Origin of the sequence: Staphylococcus saprophyticus subsp. saprophyticus ATCC 15305 = NCTC 7292, assembly GCF_000010125.1 — a bacterium.
GTDB lineage: Bacteria > Bacillota > Bacilli > Staphylococcales > Staphylococcaceae > Staphylococcus > Staphylococcus saprophyticus.
This window is the reverse complement of the sequence record NC_007351.1, coordinates 22,441-38,454: the sequence shown is the minus strand read 5'-3', so window position 1 is coordinate 38,454 and position 16,014 is coordinate 22,441. Positions and strand designations below refer to the sequence as shown.

The following is a 16,014-nucleotide window of genomic DNA, read 5'->3' as shown; positions in this document are numbered from 1 at the left end:
AAAACATTTTATGTTTAAACTTCCTTTTTTCTAGTGTATGTAGTACTTAGGTTTTAAAAGGTTCTGTTGCAAAGTAAAAAATATAGCTAACCACTAATTTATCATGTCAGTGTTCGCTTAACTTGCTAGCATGATGCTAATTTCGTGGCATGGCGAAAATCCGTAAATCTGAAGAGACCTGCGGTTCTTTTTATATAGAGCGTAAATACATTCAATACCTTTTAAAGTATTCTTTGCTGTATTGATACTTTGATACCTTGTCTTTCTTACTTTAATATGACGGTGATCTTGCTCAATGAGGTTATTCAGGTATTTCGATGTACAATGACAGCCAGGTTTAAGTTTAAAAGCTTTAATTACTTTAGCCATTGCTACCTTCGTTGAAGGTGCCTGATCTGTAATTACCTTTTGAGGTTTACCAAATTGTTTAATGAGACGTTTGATAAACGCATATGCTGAATGATTATCTCGTTGCTTACGCAACCAAATATCTAATGTATGTCCCTCTGCATCAATGGCACGATATAAATAGCTCCATTTTCCTTTTATTTTGATGTACGTCTCATCAATACGCCATTTGTAATAAGCTTTTTTATGCTTTTTCTTCCAAATTTGATACAAAATTGGGGCATATTCTTGAACCCAACGGTAGACCGTTGAATGATGAACGTTTACACCACGTTCACTTAATATTTCAGATATATCACGATAACTCAATGCATATCTTAGATAGTAGCCAACGGCTACAGTGATAACATCCTTGTTAAATTGTTTATATCTGAAATAGTTCATACAGAAGACTCCTTTTTGTTAAAATTATACTATAAATTCAACTTTGCAACAGAACCAAATTTTTTATATTTGGAAACAAAAAGAGTATTTAGCTAGTGAACTATATGACTTAACAGAACAAGAAAAAAGAGAAATTAATCACAAAATGATAGACGAAATCGAGGAAGAACAATAACAAAATATAAGTGCTAACAGCTGACCTCCCGATAACACCATGTAGTTATTGGGAGGTCAGCTGTTGAATTATGCACGAGTATTTTAAAAGTTATTGTGATGACGACGCTAAACGATTATCAAAAGTATAATGTTAAAATGCTTTATTATACTAACGTTATATAAACATTATGCTTTCGTTATACAAATTTTAACCCTGTTAGGAACTATAAAAAATCATGAAAATTTTAATTTGCATGTAACTGGGCAGTGTCTTAAAAATCGACACTGGATTTGCTCAATTTTTTGTTTTTGAAAATAGTATATATTTATTTGGCTCATATTTGCGTTTTAAAAGCGTATATAATTTTTTGGATATAAAACTATATGATTTACGCCTAATTCTTCAAAATACCCTTTAAAATTCAAAATAAGGGCATAAAAAAATAAAAGCTACCCCAGATAAAGTGAGGTAGCTTTTTCTTTCATACGGTCTATTTATTTTTCTTTCGACGCCGTATCGTCGATGTAATTCAAAAAAAGTTATGGGCTATAAATCTACATCACTTTTTCAAGAATGTAGTAGCAATATTCAAGACAAATTAATTTTTATAATTGCTCGGAATATCTCAAGCCGTTTCTTTAATTTTGAAATAAAAAAATCGACGAAGGTCGATTATGGTTTTTGCACGCGTTCTTTTAGAACGCATAAGTGCGCCCTTACGGGATTTAACTAGATTATAACGACGAATTTTAGACCTGTAAAGCAATAACAATCGGGTCTACCAGGTAGATAAAGTGTACAAAGTAGACCCGAAAAAGTTATTTATTTTGAAGATTTTTCGTAGATATAATTTGCTAATAAACTTGCCAGAATTGAATAAAGAAAAATGGTTAAACTCATAATAATCACTCCATTTAATTTTATCTTTTACTAAATGGAGCTTGATTTTGAGCTCCATAATTTGTTTTAACAAGTTTTAAATTTTGTATACAGTCGTTTTATTTAGGAGTATAAAATTTATTATAGGGAGTTGATATTTTGGGAAGTAATAATGAAGTTGATACAAAAGAAAATGTTTCTTTTGGTTTTGGTTTAGGCGTGGTTTTTATTGTGGCTAGCATTTTAACTTTTTATTTTTATCCGGGTTTAATAACAAGAATGATTTGTGCTCTTTTTGTTTTTATAGGATTTTTTGGGATTGGAAATGAGTTTGAAAAGATGGAGTTGCGTACTCCTTATAAAGTATCTTTAGGTTTTTCTTGTCTAATTTTAGCATTTTGGGGTGGTGAATATTTTTCTTGGATTTTTATAATATTTATTTCATTTTCTAGTGGAATTTTCTTTTCTGCTTTAGCTGAATATTTAATGATACGTGGTAAAAGTAAAAAAAAGACTGATAAAGGTGTTACTGAAATTGAAGGTGTTTTATCAATTATTGGATCTTTATGTTCTATTATTGGTTTTATTGTCGCTTTGTTAAATCTTTAATTTACTTTTAATAAGTTGTATATGTTTATACGAACATGCTTTTATGCCGAGAGAATTTATTGATGTTGAGAAGAACCCTTAACTAAACTTGAAGACGAATGTCGGCATAGCGTGAGCTATTAAGCCGACCATTCGACAAGTTTTGGGATTGTTAAGGGTTCCGAGGCTCAACGTCAATAAAGCAATTGGAATAAAGTATTAACTTTTAGAATTTTATTATTGTATGTTTGGTTTTCTTAAAATTTTATGTGTTAGAGCTGCAATAACTGCACCTAGAAGGGGAGCTAATATAAATATCCATAATGTTGATAATGCTTCTCCACCTGTGAATAATGCAGGTCCAATACTTCGTGCTGGATTTACAGAGGTACCAGTTAATGGGATACCTATTAAATGAACCATAGTTAATGTAAAACCTATTACAAGAACTGCTAAATTTGGAGCGATAAATTTTGTTGTCGTGACTGATAAAACGATGAATACGAAGACGAATGTTAATATTACTTCAACTAAGAATGCACCTGATAAAGATAGGTCTCCAGGAAGGTTTGCACCGTATTGGTCAAGATCGGTTTTTAATGTGCTTGATATAGACCAAATTAAAAATGTAGCAAATATTGCGCCCATAGTTTGGGAAATTGTATAGATGAATAAGTTTATTAAGGATAAACGTTTGTCTAAAAACATTCCTAAAGAAACTGCAGGGTTTAAATGACCTCCAGAGATATCGCCTATTGCATAGGCAGCTGCAATTATTGTTAGACCAAATGCTATTGCGACACCAAGTGTGCCTACGCTGTTATCTGGACTTAAACTCATAAACACTGCTGTTCCTGTACCGAAGAAAACTAGTATAAATGTACCTAAGAATTCTGCTATTATTTTTCTCATAAAATACCTCCTGAATATTAGTTCTAATATATACTATAAGATGAAAAAAAGTAACCTTTATTCTTAGAAATATTGATTTAAGAGAAAAGACTTTTTAAGGTCTTTTCTCTTACGTTTTCGTCGTTTTTTGCCGGTTTCTTCTTATCTTGATAATAAGGGTAACTATTGCCGGCGAGGCTAGTTACCCTTAAAGTGTTGATATGACTGCTTTCAAACACAAAAAAAGTTGCTTTTCCGTACCTATTAATGTATCGTTTTAAATGACTAGTAAAAAACATACATAGAAAGGGGAAAAAGCAACTTTTTTATTATCATAGTTTGTGAAAACTAAGTTGTTTTTATGTGTTATAACATGGAAAAGTATACTGAGAAAAAACAAAGAAATCAAGTATTTCAGAAATTTATTAAACGTCATATTGGAGAGAATCAAATGGATTTAGTTGAAGATTGTAATACATTTCTGTCTTTTGTAGCTGATAAAACTTTAGAAAAACAGAAATTATATAAAGCTAATTCTTGTAAAAATCGATTTTGTCCTGTCTGTGCTTGGAGAAAAGCCAGAAAAGATGCGTTGGGTTTATCCTTGATGATGCAATATATTAAGCAGCAAGAGAAAAAAGAGTTTATCTTTTTAACTTTAACTACACCTAACGTAATGAGTGATGAATTAGAAAATGAAATAAAACGTTACAATAATTCTTTTAGAAAACTTATAAAAAGAAAAAAAGTAGATAGTGTTATAAAGGGATATGTTCGTAAGTTAGAGATTACATATAATAAAAAAAGAGATGATTATAACCCTCATTTTCACGTGTTAATTGCAGTAAATAAATCGTATTTCACAGATAAAAGATATTATATTAGTCAACAAGAATGGTTAGATTTATGGCGTGATGTAACAGGTATTTCAGAAATCACACAAGTTCAAGTTCAAAAAATAAGACAAAATAATAATAAAGAGTTATATGAAATGGCTAAGTATTCTGGTAAAGATAGTGATTATTTAATAAATCAAAAAGTATTTGATGTATTCTATAAATCACTTAAAGGTAAACAGGTATTAGTTTATTCAGGATTATTTAAACAGGCTAAAAAGAAATTAAAAAATGGGGATTTAGATTACTTAAAAGAAATTGATCCAACCGAATATATCTATCAAATTTTTGGTTCTGTTGCAAAGTAAAAAATATAGCTAACCACTAATTTATCATGTCAGTGTTCGCTTAACTTGCTAGCATGATGCTAATTTCGTGGCATGGCGAAAATCCGTAAATCTGAAGAGACCTGCGGTTCTTTTTATATAGAGCGTAAATACATTCAATACCTTTTAAAGTATTCTTTGCTGTATTGATACTTTGATACCTTGTCTTTCTTACTTTAATATGACGGTGATCTTGCTCAATGAGGTTATTCAGGTATTTCGATGTACAATGACAGCCAGGTTTAAGTTTAAAAGCTTTAATTACTTTAGCCATTGCTACCTTCGTTGAAGGTGCCTGATCTGTAATTACCTTTTGAGGTTTACCAAATTGTTTAATGAGACGTTTGATAAACGCATATGCTGAATGATTATCTCGTTGCTTACGCAACCAAATATCTAATGTATGTCCCTCTGCATCAATGGCACGATATAAATAGCTCCATTTTCCTTTTATTTTGATGTACGTCTCATCAATACGCCATTTGTAATAAGCTTTTTTATGCTTTTTCTTCCAAATTTGATACAAAATTGGGGCATATTCTTGAACCCAACGGTAGACCGTTGAATGATGAACGTTTACACCACGTTCACTTAATATTTCAGATATATCACGATAACTCAATGCATATCTTAGATAGTAGCCAACGGCTACAGTGATAACATCCTTGTTAAATTGTTTATATCTGAAATAGTTCATACAGAAGACTCCTTTTTGTTAAAATTATACTATAAATTCAACTTTGCAACAGAACCGCTATTTTAGCACGTATTTCTGAAGGTTATATATTTTCTGTAATGAGTTCCCCTTATGGTTTAACGAGAACGAATTTATTAGAGAAAGCAAAAGAAAGGAATCGATGATATTGAATGAAGCAGTGTTAGGCATAGATATAGGTACAAGTTCAGTTAAAGTTATAGCCGTAAGTAAAGAAGGAGAAGTTCTAGCTAAAGTTAGTGAAGGACTTGATATAATACAACTTCAATCTGGGTGCAATGAGCAACAACCAGACGAATGGTTTGAGGCAACCAAGTCATGTATTAGACAAATATTAAGTGCTAGCGCGTTAAGCGACATTTATATTAGAGGCTTATCGTTATCTGGTCAAATGCATAGTTTAGTGGTATTAGATAGTACTAATAAACCCCTTCGAAATGCAATTTTATGGAATGATACTCGTTCAACCCATCAATGCACAACAATCGAACAACAATTTGGCGATTATATATTATCAAACCCAGTATTAGAAGGTTTTACATTAACGAAATTGCTTTGGATAAAAGATAATGAACCTAATAATTGGAACAAGATAGCAACGTTCCTATTACCTAAAGATTACGTGAGGTTTAAGCTAACTGGTAAAATAAATATGGAATATTCAGATGCTTCGAGCACATTATTATTGGACCCAAAACAAAAAAGTTGGTCAAAGACAACCGGCTCACAATTTCGCATTCACGACATTTATCCCTCACTTGTATCATCTGGAGATTTTATTGGATATGTAGAAAGCAGCCTAGCTAAATCATTAGGATTAACAGGGGAGGTAGCTGTTTTTGCTGGTGGTGGCGATAATGCATGTGGTGCACTTGGTGCAGGTGTTATCAAATCCAACGATACATTATGCAGTATTGGTACTTCTGGTACGTTATTAACTTGTGAATCAGGTGAAGGAAAGACGTATCGTCATAATTTGCACTATTTCAATCATGTTGTAGAAGATAAATCATATGTAATGGGCGTAACGCTTGCTGCTGGAGATAGTTTGAATTGGTTAAAAAAACATGTGTTTCCCGGTTTAACTTTTAACCAAATTTTAAGCTTAGCAAGTAACTCTACAATTGGTAGTGAAGGGTTGTTATTTGCCCCATACCTATCAGGTGAACGTACACCACATGGTGATTCGCAAATTAGAGGTAGCTTTATCGGGCTAAGCACTTTACATACAAATGCAGACATAGCGAGATCAGTAATTGAAGGTATTACTTATTCATTATATGAAACTTTGGTACATTTACGTGAACAAGGGAAGGACATAACGCACATTACATCAATCGGTGGCGGTGCAAGAAATGATTTTTGGTTACAATTGCAAGCAGATATATTTAATGCAAAAGTCAGTAAATTGAAATATGAAGAAGGGCCTTGTATGGGGGCGGCAATGCTAGCTATTGTCGGTTTGAGTTGGTATGAAAGCCTAGAAGATGTAGTTGATCAATTTATCGTCTATGATAGAACTTTTCTGCCGAATGAAGTGCATCATGAACGCTATGTTAAATACTTTGAAATATATCAAGAAGTCTATCGTCAGACACGACCGATAACAGCACGGTTGTTAGAGTTGTCTCTATAAGCGTGATTATGCACGATTAAGCCAGCTGACTTTAGGATACATGTTGTCAAAGTTGAAGTGAGACTTGAAAAGTAAATGATTATAAGTTAGATTGTAAGTAATCACTAAAACATTATGAAACGAAAATTTAATAGATAGAAACCACTGGAAGTGCCTTTGATAAAGGCTGAGACCGAAGTAATAACTGAGGGATTCCTAGAACCTGATCCAGTTCGCACTGGCGTAGGAAAGTGGCGTTTTCTATGATAAATGTAATCATACAACGTTATTTTTCCACCAGGAAAAGTAACGTTTTTTTATTTGGGGTGAAAATATTGTTTATTGCTATTACACCATATCAAGATTTGTCTAAATCACATATTAAGCATTACTGTGAAATCGAAGGCGTTATCGATTACTTATTAATAAGAGTGCCAATGAATACTGAAGAAGTCATTCAGTGGGTTCACGGATTACTAAAAAATGAGTTTCCTAAGGATAAGATTATTGTTCATAGTGATATCAATGTAATCATACAATGTGACTTGTCGGCAATTCATTTTAGGGAAAGTGATCCTTATATTGAGGAGGTACAAGCTAGTTATCCCGATATGCAAATAAGTATGTCTACGCACCATAAAGATGCTATTGCTAACGCTAAATATTTAGGGCTAGATTTTGTATTATTTGGACACGTATTCGAGACGTCATCTAAACCTCAACAAACACCTAGAGCAAAGTCGGAGGTTGAAGAAGCGCTACAAATTGATATTCCGATTATTGCAATTGGAGGTATTAATCAACATACTTTATCTTCTTTACCTAATGGATTTTCAGGAATAGCCGGTATTTCTGTTTTTAATCAATATTCGAAAGAAAAACTTATAAACATGAAGGAAGTGTGGGATGGACATGTATGATGTCATTATTATTGGATCGGGAGTCATGGGCATGTCAATCGCACGTGGGTTAAGTCAGTCTTTTGCGAATATAGCTGTGATAGATAGAGATGAAGCAGGTAAGCATGCATCTTATAAAGCAGGTGGGATGTTAGGCGCGCAAAATGAATTCACCAAAAATAGTGCTTTGTTTAGTTTGGCAACAACTTCTCAAAAGATGTTCAAACCTCTAAGAGATAGTTTGTTGGAAGAGGTTGGCGTGGATATTGAGTATTTAAATAGTGGATTAATAAAATTGGCTACGAACCATTATGATAATAAAAAGATTGAACAGCAATATCAATTTTTAAGACAACATTTTGCATCTGTAGAACGTCTTAGTCCTACTGATGTTCAACACATGTCCAACGGTGCTATAACTTCAAAACATACAAATGGTATTTATATGCCTGAAGATAATCAAATCAATGCAAACCGCTATACTAAAGGGTTGTTGAAGTCATTATCAAATAGACATATAGATAGAATATACCAAACAACTGTAACCCATATTGAATCCATAAAAGATGGGTACCGTGTGGAGACACGAAATGGAGCTTATTATACTGAAAAGTTAATTGTCACAGGAGGCGCTTGGACAGGAAAACTTTTACAGCAATATTTACCTTGTGAAACGGTTATTGGGGTAAAAGGAGAAGCGCTATTGGTAGAACAACCTGATTTAAACTTGAATATTACCATGTTTCTGACTAATGGTTGTTACGTCATTCCAAAATTAAAAAATAGATATTTAATCGGTGCAACAAGTTACTTTAATGATTATTCAGTTGGGGTGTCTAATTCTGGTAAATCATGGCTTAAATCACAAGCTTTGCACTATATACCAGATTTGAAAAATGGAAAAATCATAAACCAATGGTCAGGTATACGGCCTTATTGTCAAAACGAACAGCCTATTATGGATGAAGTGGATAAAGACTTATTTGTCATTGCTGGCCATTATCGCAATGGAATTTTACTTTCGCCTTTAATAGGTGAGTTGATGAGTCAATGGATTATCAGTGGGCATAGGCCGAAACAATTGTATGATTTTCAGATTAGGAGAGGTGAACGAAATGAAATGTAAGATTAATGGTGACGTATTTAACTTTGAACAACCAATTAATATACAAGAAATAATTCAATCATTGGGACTGGATGAAACACGTATTATTGTAGAGCATAATGAAACATTAATTAAGCGAGAACAATTTACATCTCGCATAGTCAATGATGAAGATAACTTAGAATTATTAGAATTTGTAGGAGGCGGTTAATATGTTTAAAATAGGCAACTTTACATTAAATTCAAGATTATTATTAGGTACAGGAAAATTTGATAATGAAGAGATACAAACTCAGGCTATTGCAGCAGCAGAAACAGAAGTATTAACTTTTGCAGTGAGACGCATGAATTTATATGACAAAGATTTACCAAATCCATTAGCAAAAGTTGATTTATCGAAATTCATCACATTTCCAAATACAGCTGGAGCTAAGACAGCTAAAGAAGCAGTTCGTATAGCAGAAATTGCTAATCATGCAGGTGTTTGTGACATGATTAAGGTAGAAGTCATTGGTGATGACGAAACATTACTGCCAGACCCATTAGAAACATATGAAGCATGCAAAGTGTTACTGGAAAAAGGTTACACGGTCTGTCCATATATATCTAATGATGTTGTCTTAGCGAAACGCTTAGAAGAGTTAGGCGTTCATGCAATTATGCCACTTGCCTCTCCTATTGGTACAGGGAGAGGAATCAATAATCCATTAAATTTGCGCTATATTATTGAACGTGTCAATGTACCAGTAATCGTAGATGCAGGTATTGGCTCACCTAAGGATGCTTGTCATGCAATGGAATTAGGTGCTGATGGTATTTTACTTAATACGGCAATATCAAGTGCAGCGGATCCTGTGAAAATGGCAGAAGCAATGAATAAAGGGATTAGTGCCGGAAGATTGAGTTATGAAGCAGGAAGAATACCTGTGAAGTATACAGCACAAGCATCGAGTCCAACTGAAGGAATTGGGTTCTTATGATAGAGCGCTACAATCGACAAGTAAGATATCATCAGTTTGGTGAGTACGGTCAAAGCCAACTTCAAAAAACTCACGTCATGATTATGGGTGCAGGTGCACTTGGTAGTCACAGCGCAGAAATGTTAGTAAGGATGGGGGTAGGCTCACTTACTGTAATAGATATGGATATTGTTGAATTATCCAATTTACATAGACAAGCGTTATATGATGAGTTGGATGCAGAAAAGATGTTACCTAAAGTTGAAGCATTAAAGCATAAGTTGAATCAAATAAATAGTAACGTACAAGTAATAGCAATTGATCGTGAAATAACAAATTTAAATATTGAAAATCTATTATCGACATATCATCCGGATATTGTTATAGATGGTATGGATCATTTTAAAATAAGATATTTAATTAATGAATCTTGTAACAAGCAAAATATACCTTGGATTTACGGTGCTGCAGTTGGTAGTAAAGGTACTGTTTATGGTATCGATGATCAAGGGCCATGTTTGAAATGTCTACTTGAAACAATGCCAAGTACTGGTGAAAGTTGTGCAATAAATGGTGTGCTGCCACCAGTGATTTATCAAGTAGCTAGTATACAAGTTTCCGAGCTAATGAGATGGGTCTCTGGCGAAGCATTTTCAAAGAAACTTATAACTATAGATTGTTTTAATATGCAATATAAGTCGATGGATGTTAATGCCTTAAAACAAAGTGATTGTAATGTTTGTAAGAAACATGAGTATGCATTGTTAAACGATAAATACGACAACAAGATAGAGAAACAATGCGGAGACATGTTCTTATTACGCTTTAATGCCGATATTTTTAGCCATACTGATTATTTACCTGTTACGGTAAAAAAAGCTAATAATTTTGTGAAACTACTGTCCTATAAGCCTTATGAAATTACACTGTTCAAAGACGGAAGAATGCATGTCTATGGAGTTGAAAACGAAGGGGAAGCTGAGAAGATTTATAGAGAAATTGGAAAGAGTTTGAGTTGAATATAAAATAATTTAAACACTGACTAAACAATAGATTGATGTGCTATTGTTTAGCAGTGTTTTGCGTTATGAAGTATTTGGCTTGCTTGTAAGTCTGTTTCTAGCTCTTTTAAAGCGTTTTGAATCCTTAACTCGTCTAAAAGGTCGCCCATAATTTTATCATTCATTGTATATCCTCCCCTTGTTATTATGTTGGTATTTTAACATAATATTAGACGTGATTGTTAAGTGAAGGTGAGCAAAATCAATTGAATTTACGTACAGAAAATTGTACAATAATCATAGAAATATAAAGGAGGTTTTTATTGTGACGGTTAAAAATTATACGTTCGTAAGAGATAATTTTAGAGATATGATTAATAAGGTAAATGATGATAGCGATACAATTACGATTACAACAAAAGACCGTAACGCTGTGTTGATGTCAGAAGATGATTACGACGCAATTATGGAAACATTATATCTTCAACAAAATCCTTCCAACGCAAAACATTTAGCAGAATCAATTGAGAATTTAGAACGTGGTAATGTTAAAAGTAAGGAAATAGAAATATAAATGGCTAAATTAAATATTACTTTTTCACCTCAAGCATTTGAAGATTATGAATACTTTCAGTTAAAAGATAGACCTATGGTAAAGCGTATCAATAAATTGCTTAAAAGTATTAACAGAGATGGGGCTTTAGGAGGTATTGGGAAACCTGAAAAATTGGTTGGTAGTCTTTCGGGATATTATAGTCGTCGGATTAATCAGGAACATAGATTAGTATATACGGTGAATGATACTTCAATCATGGTTGCTTCATGTAGGTATCATTATAGATGAAAAAACCACTTTACTGTTTAAATCAGTTAGGTGGTTTTTTAATAATATTATCGTCCAAATAGTCTGCTAAATAGCCCTTTTTTATCGTTGTGGCTATTTTTATCTGTATTGCTTTCTTGTTCTGTATTAGGCTCTGAATGACTTTCAGAAGTATTATAATTTTGGTTCTGTTGCAAAGTAAAAAAATATAGCTAACCACTAATTTATCATGTCAGTGTTCGCTTAACTTGCTAGCATGATGCTAATTTCTTGGCATGGCGAAAATCCGTAGATCTGAAGAGACCTGCGGTTCTTTTTATATAGAGCGTAAATACATTCAATACCTTTTAAAGTATTCTTTGCTGTATTGATACTTTGATACCTTGTATTTCTTACTTTAATATGACGGTGATCTTGCTCAATGAGGTTATTCAGATATTTCGATGTACAATGACAGTCAGGTTTAAGTTTAAAAGCTTTAATTACTTTAGCCATTGCTACCTTCGTTGAAGGTGCCTGATCTGTAATTACCTTTTGAGGTTTACCAAATTGTTTAATGAGACGTTTGATAAACGCATATGCTGAATGATTATCTCGTTGCTTACGCAACCAAATATCTAATGTATGTCCCTCTGCATCAATGGCACGATATAAATAGCTCCATTTTCCTTTTATTTTGATGTACGTCTCATCAATACGCAATTTGTAATAAGCTTTTTTATGCTTTTTCTTCCAAATTTGATACAAAATTGGGGCATATTCTTGAACCCAACGGTAGACCGTTGAATGATGAACGTTTACACCACGTTCACTTAATATTTCAGATATATCACGATAACTCAATGCATATCTTAGATAGTAGCCAACGGCTACAGTGATAACATCCTTGTTAAATTGTTTATATCTGAAATAGTTCATACAGAAGACTCCTTTTTGTTAAAATTATACTATAAATTCAACTTTGCAACAGAACCTAATTTTCACTGATTTTCCAGATGTTAAATGGTCTATTGGTTTTATAGTTTTAATGACAATTATTTATATTATTAGAGATATATTGGCTCCTAAACATAAAAAAAAGTGATGAAAATCGCGACGACTAATCACTTAAAACCAATACTGTTCTACGTGAAACATATATTAATAAAAACCTTTAACAAGACACATTAGTTATCAAAATTTTTATCAACATTTATTTAGGAAAAACACTAAATAGAGTGCTTTCGCTTATCATCTCTTATTTTATTTATATTTTCTTGTGTATATTACCTTTTAAATCACTACACCTAATAAGGTGTGGGGTTATTTTTATATCCAGAAATTAAAAGCCCTAACTACAAATAGTAGTTAGGGCTTTGGAAGCAATATTATACAAAATGACAAGAGAATATGTTTTGATTGGACTATTAATTCTCTAATTTCACTCTAGCACATGATAGTGCAGAGAAACATTATTGATTATCATAATTATTTTTTATTTTGCTACGTTATGTATGATTCTACCGCACTCACTTTGTTCGTTTGCTACAGCATGAATATTAAAGGTCGAACTAAAGATTCTGACCTATATTCACGCTAAAAATCCCCTCAAAACCAATATAACTAATTTTAATTATTCTTTATTCTTGAGGTAAATGAATGAAATTGGTCGTATAAGCAATCGAGTGTTTAGGAATGAGCGTACGTTTCTCTAATTCATTATCTTTTGGATCTTTGATGCCATCGCTTTTCACTAATAATATTTCGTACGTATATTCTTTAACAATATACCCCGTAAATGATTCTCCATTATTTAAAACAACTTTTACCTTTTTATGATCAAAGAAAGCATACGCTTGTTTTGGATAATCATAGTTTTTGTAATGTTTTAGCCTCGCTTTTTGTTTATTATTCATCATTTTATCCCCCCTTTATATTAAGAATTTAATAATTGTCCTTTCTTTGCTATATTGCTAGCAGCTACAATATCATTGTTTTGATGTATGAATCCACATTTTGTACACTTAAACTTATTTTTATTAGTTCTGTTGTACTGATTTCTATCATGGCATATTGGACATTCAATAGACGTGAAACTTTCATCAACGATCAGTATTTCGTCACTTTCATTTTTTCGCTGCTTAATCGCAAAATAAGTTAAGTCAAATACCAAACTAGGAAAAGATAAATGACTTGAACCATGATCATCTAATGCAAAGACGGTTTGAAAACGATTGGACGTTTGTTCTAACATTTCGTTAACAACTTGATTGATATGGCTTTTAAGTCCTGTTTTCAGTTTAGAATAAGCTTCGCTATTATCATATTGCTTATTAGCAATACGTCTCTCGTATTTTCTAAAAAGATGGAAGAGCGTGTTATGTTTATCGACAAAAACAAAAGATCGGTCTATATTTGACGCTGTTAAGTAATGGTATTTGCCTAAATCGATACCGATAATATGAGATTTTTCTTGTTTTATATAATCGTTAATCGCTTTGATATACTTATATTTGCAGTTCTCTAGCTTTTCACTAACGAAAAATTCATAGCCTATCATTCCCCTTTTTTCTTGTATTTTATGATTTAAATACGTTGAGTGGGCTGTTTTCAAAGTTTTTTCTACGCATATTCGTTGAGCGCATTTCTTCTAATTCGGACAAAATAGAGCGCATTAAATATCCTTGCATATTTTCCAATTTTTCTTGTTTTTTAACCATTATACCTTTGAATCTTTTAAGTACCGTAAATAATTCATCATCCATATCTTCAAGCATATACACTTCACCATACAAATCATTAAACGAACGCTTAGCTTTTAGTATAACTGATTTAATGATTTGTATTTCTTTAGCACTAAAATTATTCATGTATCTTTTTGTATCTTCGGGCATTTCCTGAAGTTCTAAATGTTTTAAAGCTTCTTCATCGGATTGCTTTTGTAAATGATCTGTATGATTTGGTTGATTAGGTTTTGTATCTTCTATATTTGCCTCTCTTATATCATTCATATCATTCATATCATTAGAATCAATAACACTAATATTAGTGTTACTAAAATCAGTATAACTAGCGTCCCATTTTTTAAGTTTGCAATGTCCCATATCTTTAGTTTGCAATGTCCCATTTTTTAAGTTTGCAATGTCCCATTTTTTAAGTTTGTTGTCATTACGCTGTTTTGGAGGATTTACATATAATTTATCTGCTCTTTTTGAAGGTTTTACTTCTATTAATCCATAAGCAATTAACTCATTTTTGAGCCTAGCCACTTTTTTACGATTTATATTCAAAAATTTTGCAATTTCTTGATTTGGCATCACGCAGTAAATATTATGTGTTTTATCGTAAAAAATATCTTTAAATACACTATATTCATAACGACTTAGATAAATAGCGTAAGTAATAATAGCATCGGGCGATAGTTTATTATAAAATGGATTATCAAAAAGTGCATAAGGCAAACGATAAAACTCATCAATATCATTTAGATAATAGTATTTATCATATGGCTTTTTGGGATATAATCGATTATTTGAAGTAGGAACTCTTATTTCTTCTAAAAGACCATATTCAATCAATTCTTTTTTTAAATTTATAATTGTAGGTTCAGAAACATGTAGCATACCTTTTAAATCTGAATTTGAATATATTGAAAATAATCGTTTATTTTCATCTAAAAATTGAGATTGATCTTGGTTATTTTTTGCATAAGCAATTGTTAAACTTTGACGTTCAGTAATAATCGCATAGAGTAATTTACTTTTGGCTCTCATAGCTTTGAACTTGTTGTCTGTAAATAAGAATTTGTGTAGTTTTGTGAATTTTTGATTTTCTTCATTTGTCATAATAAAAAACCTCTTTCCGAATTTTAAATTGGTAAGAGGTAATAAAACGCTTTTATATATTTTCCGTTCATATAATAACTTCAATACTTGCACTAAGTAATCATTCATTATATAATACAAGTATAAATTTGATATTAAATAAACGTGTGCCAACGTTTTATTACCAAACATTTAAGGGCAACTACTACCAATAGTTGCTCTTTTTATTTTGTTATAAATTAATAATAACACTTATATACCTATAGAAACAATTTATTTTGTAACTTTTTATGAGTAACATGTTACATGTAACAAACAACACAAAGAATATATAAGAATGAATTAAGAACAACGAGATTATGTATAAGTTGAAAGAAACAAGTTTTTCAGTAACATGTTACATGTAACAAACAACACAAAGAATATATAAGAATGAATTAAGAACAATGAGATTATGTATAAGTTGAAAGAAACAAGTTTTGCAGTAACATGTTACATGTAACAAACAACACAAAGAATATATAAGAATGAATTAAGAACAATGAGATTATGTATAAGTTGAAAG

At 31.9% G+C, this 16,014-nt stretch carries 18 protein-coding genes, 1 pseudogene and 1 riboswitch; of the genes and pseudogenes, 11 read left to right on the top strand and 8 right to left on the bottom strand.

Annotated features, from left to right (window positions below; genetic code table 11):
* Positions 1-117 precede the first annotated feature (117 nt).
* Entirely contained in the window at positions 118-792 is a 675-nt protein-coding gene (locus SSP_RS12475) for an IS6-like element IS257 family transposase (RefSeq protein ID WP_011304059.1), read from the bottom strand.
* 55 nt (positions 793-847) lie between these two features.
* On the opposite strand from SSP_RS12475, the pseudogene SSP_RS12885 reads away from it, so the two are divergent.
* Positions 848-967, top strand: a pseudogene (locus SSP_RS12885) (replication protein); the annotation flags it as partial.
* Positions 968-1,987: 1,020 nt separating this feature from the next.
* Entirely contained in the window at positions 1,988-2,437 is a 450-nt protein-coding gene (locus SSP_RS12470; protein ID WP_011304064.1) for a hypothetical protein, read from the top strand.
* Between the two features lie 216 nt (positions 2,438-2,653).
* Here the strand turns inward: SSP_RS12470 and SSP_RS12465 are convergent, their stop codons facing one another.
* Positions 2,654-3,328, bottom strand: coding sequence for an aquaporin (locus SSP_RS12465; RefSeq protein WP_011304063.1), 675 nt, complete (start codon positions 3,326-3,328; stop codon positions 2,654-2,656).
* A 352-nt stretch (positions 3,329-3,680) separates the two neighbouring features.
* Between SSP_RS12465 and SSP_RS12460 the strand changes: the two genes are divergently transcribed.
* The gene (locus SSP_RS12460) at positions 3,681-4,511 is read left to right on the top strand and encodes a protein rep (RefSeq protein ID WP_041785013.1); all 831 of its coding nucleotides are present in this window, start codon (positions 3,681-3,683) and stop codon (positions 4,509-4,511) included.
* Between the two features lie 40 nt (positions 4,512-4,551).
* On the opposite strand, the gene SSP_RS12455 is transcribed toward SSP_RS12460, so the two are convergent.
* Entirely contained in the window at positions 4,552-5,226 is a 675-nt protein-coding gene (locus tag SSP_RS12455; protein ID WP_011304059.1) for an IS6-like element IS257 family transposase, read from the bottom strand.
* A 166-nt stretch (positions 5,227-5,392) separates the two neighbouring features.
* On the opposite strand from SSP_RS12455, the gene xylB reads away from it, so the two are divergent.
* From xylB to SSP_RS12415, 8 genes are all read left to right on the top strand, one after another.
* Entirely contained in the window at positions 5,393-6,880 is a 1,488-nt protein-coding gene (gene xylB / locus SSP_RS12450) for a xylulokinase (protein WP_103314675.1), read from the top strand.
* A 136-nt stretch (positions 6,881-7,016) separates the two neighbouring features.
* Positions 7,017-7,126, top strand: a riboswitch (TPP riboswitch).
* Between the two features lie 59 nt (positions 7,127-7,185).
* Complete coding sequence (locus SSP_RS12445) at positions 7,186-7,779, top strand: thiamine phosphate synthase (RefSeq protein WP_226956097.1); 594 nt, start codon at positions 7,186-7,188, stop codon at positions 7,777-7,779.
* Positions 7,772-8,884 carry an NAD(P)/FAD-dependent oxidoreductase gene (locus tag SSP_RS12440; RefSeq protein WP_011304056.1) on the top strand — a complete coding sequence of 371 codons (1,113 nt, stop codon included), beginning with the start codon at positions 7,772-7,774 and terminating at the stop codon, positions 8,882-8,884. Before SSP_RS12445 ends, SSP_RS12440 begins: the two co-directional genes overlap by 8 nt.
* On the top strand, positions 8,874-9,074 hold the full coding sequence (gene thiS, locus SSP_RS12435; RefSeq protein WP_011304055.1) for a sulfur carrier protein ThiS: 201 nt from the start codon (positions 8,874-8,876) through the stop codon (positions 9,072-9,074). The genes SSP_RS12440 and thiS overlap by 11 nt, the downstream gene beginning before the upstream one ends.
* A 1-nt stretch (position 9,075) precedes the next feature.
* Positions 9,076-9,843, top strand: a complete 768-nt coding sequence (locus SSP_RS12430) for a thiazole synthase (RefSeq protein ID WP_011304054.1) — start codon at positions 9,076-9,078, stop codon at positions 9,841-9,843.
* Positions 9,843-10,841: a ThiF family adenylyltransferase gene (locus SSP_RS12425; protein ID WP_041785008.1), complete on the top strand. Its 999-nt coding sequence runs from the start codon at positions 9,843-9,845 to the stop codon at positions 10,839-10,841. Before SSP_RS12430 ends, SSP_RS12425 begins: the two co-directional genes overlap by 1 nt.
* A gap of 307 nt (positions 10,842-11,148) precedes the next feature.
* Positions 11,149-11,397 (top strand): type II toxin-antitoxin system Phd/YefM family antitoxin, encoded by a 249-nt coding sequence (locus SSP_RS12420; RefSeq protein WP_011304051.1) that lies wholly within the window; start codon positions 11,149-11,151, stop codon positions 11,395-11,397.
* Positions 11,398-11,667: a Txe/YoeB family addiction module toxin gene (locus tag SSP_RS12415; protein WP_011304050.1), complete on the top strand. Its 270-nt coding sequence runs from the start codon at positions 11,398-11,400 to the stop codon at positions 11,665-11,667. It begins immediately after the preceding gene.
* Between the two features lie 47 nt (positions 11,668-11,714).
* Here SSP_RS12415 and SSP_RS13305 read toward each other — a convergent pair whose 3' ends face one another.
* The 5 genes from SSP_RS13305 to SSP_RS12395 all read right to left on the bottom strand — a co-directional run bounded on the left by SSP_RS13305 (position 11,715) and on the right by SSP_RS12395 (position 15,470).
* Positions 11,715-11,843: a hypothetical protein gene (locus SSP_RS13305; protein ID WP_256107125.1), complete on the bottom strand. Its 129-nt coding sequence runs from the start codon at positions 11,841-11,843 to the stop codon at positions 11,715-11,717.
* Between the two features lie 46 nt (positions 11,844-11,889).
* Complete coding sequence (locus SSP_RS12410) at positions 11,890-12,564, bottom strand: IS6 family transposase (RefSeq protein ID WP_011304049.1); 675 nt, start codon at positions 12,562-12,564, stop codon at positions 11,890-11,892.
* A gap of 701 nt (positions 12,565-13,265) precedes the next feature.
* The gene (locus SSP_RS12405; protein WP_002508705.1) at positions 13,266-13,544 is read right to left on the bottom strand and encodes a hypothetical protein; all 279 of its coding nucleotides are present in this window, start codon (positions 13,542-13,544) and stop codon (positions 13,266-13,268) included.
* 17 nt (positions 13,545-13,561) lie between these two features.
* On the bottom strand, positions 13,562-14,185 hold the full coding sequence (locus SSP_RS12400) for a zinc ribbon domain-containing protein (protein ID WP_011304048.1): 624 nt from the start codon (positions 14,183-14,185) through the stop codon (positions 13,562-13,564).
* Positions 14,186-14,204: 19 nt separating this feature from the next.
* Positions 14,205-15,470: a replication initiator protein A gene (locus tag SSP_RS12395; protein WP_011304047.1), complete on the bottom strand. Its 1,266-nt coding sequence runs from the start codon at positions 15,468-15,470 to the stop codon at positions 14,205-14,207.
* Between the last annotated feature and the right edge of the window lie 544 nt (positions 15,471-16,014).

Excerpts from the sequence above, each read along its gene's own strand:
- SSP_RS12475 (WP_011304059.1), bottom strand. The coding sequence starts at position 792 with ATGAACTATTTCAGATATAAACAATTTAACAAGGATGTTATCACTGTA.
- SSP_RS12465 (WP_011304063.1), bottom strand. The coding sequence starts at position 3,328 with ATGAGAAAAATAATAGCAGAATTCTTAGGTACATTTATACTAGTTTTC.
- SSP_RS12460 (WP_041785013.1), top strand. The coding sequence starts at position 3,681 with ATGGAAAAGTATACTGAGAAAAAACAAAGAAATCAAGTATTTCAGAAA.
- SSP_RS12455 (WP_011304059.1), bottom strand. The coding sequence starts at position 5,226 with ATGAACTATTTCAGATATAAACAATTTAACAAGGATGTTATCACTGTA.
- SSP_RS12440 (WP_011304056.1), top strand. The coding sequence starts at position 7,772 with ATGTATGATGTCATTATTATTGGATCGGGAGTCATGGGCATGTCAATC.
- thiS (WP_011304055.1), top strand. The coding sequence starts at position 8,874 with ATGAAATGTAAGATTAATGGTGACGTATTTAACTTTGAACAACCAATT.
- SSP_RS12430 (WP_011304054.1), top strand. The coding sequence starts at position 9,076 with ATGTTTAAAATAGGCAACTTTACATTAAATTCAAGATTATTATTAGGT.
- SSP_RS12415 (WP_011304050.1), top strand. The coding sequence starts at position 11,398 with ATGGCTAAATTAAATATTACTTTTTCACCTCAAGCATTTGAAGATTAT.
- SSP_RS12410 (WP_011304049.1), bottom strand. The coding sequence starts at position 12,564 with ATGAACTATTTCAGATATAAACAATTTAACAAGGATGTTATCACTGTA.
- SSP_RS12405 (WP_002508705.1), bottom strand. The coding sequence starts at position 13,544 with ATGATGAATAATAAACAAAAAGCGAGGCTAAAACATTACAAAAACTAT.
- SSP_RS12400 (WP_011304048.1), bottom strand. The coding sequence starts at position 14,185 with ATGATAGGCTATGAATTTTTCGTTAGTGAAAAGCTAGAGAACTGCAAA.
- SSP_RS12395 (WP_011304047.1), bottom strand. The coding sequence starts at position 15,470 with ATGACAAATGAAGAAAATCAAAAATTCACAAAACTACACAAATTCTTA.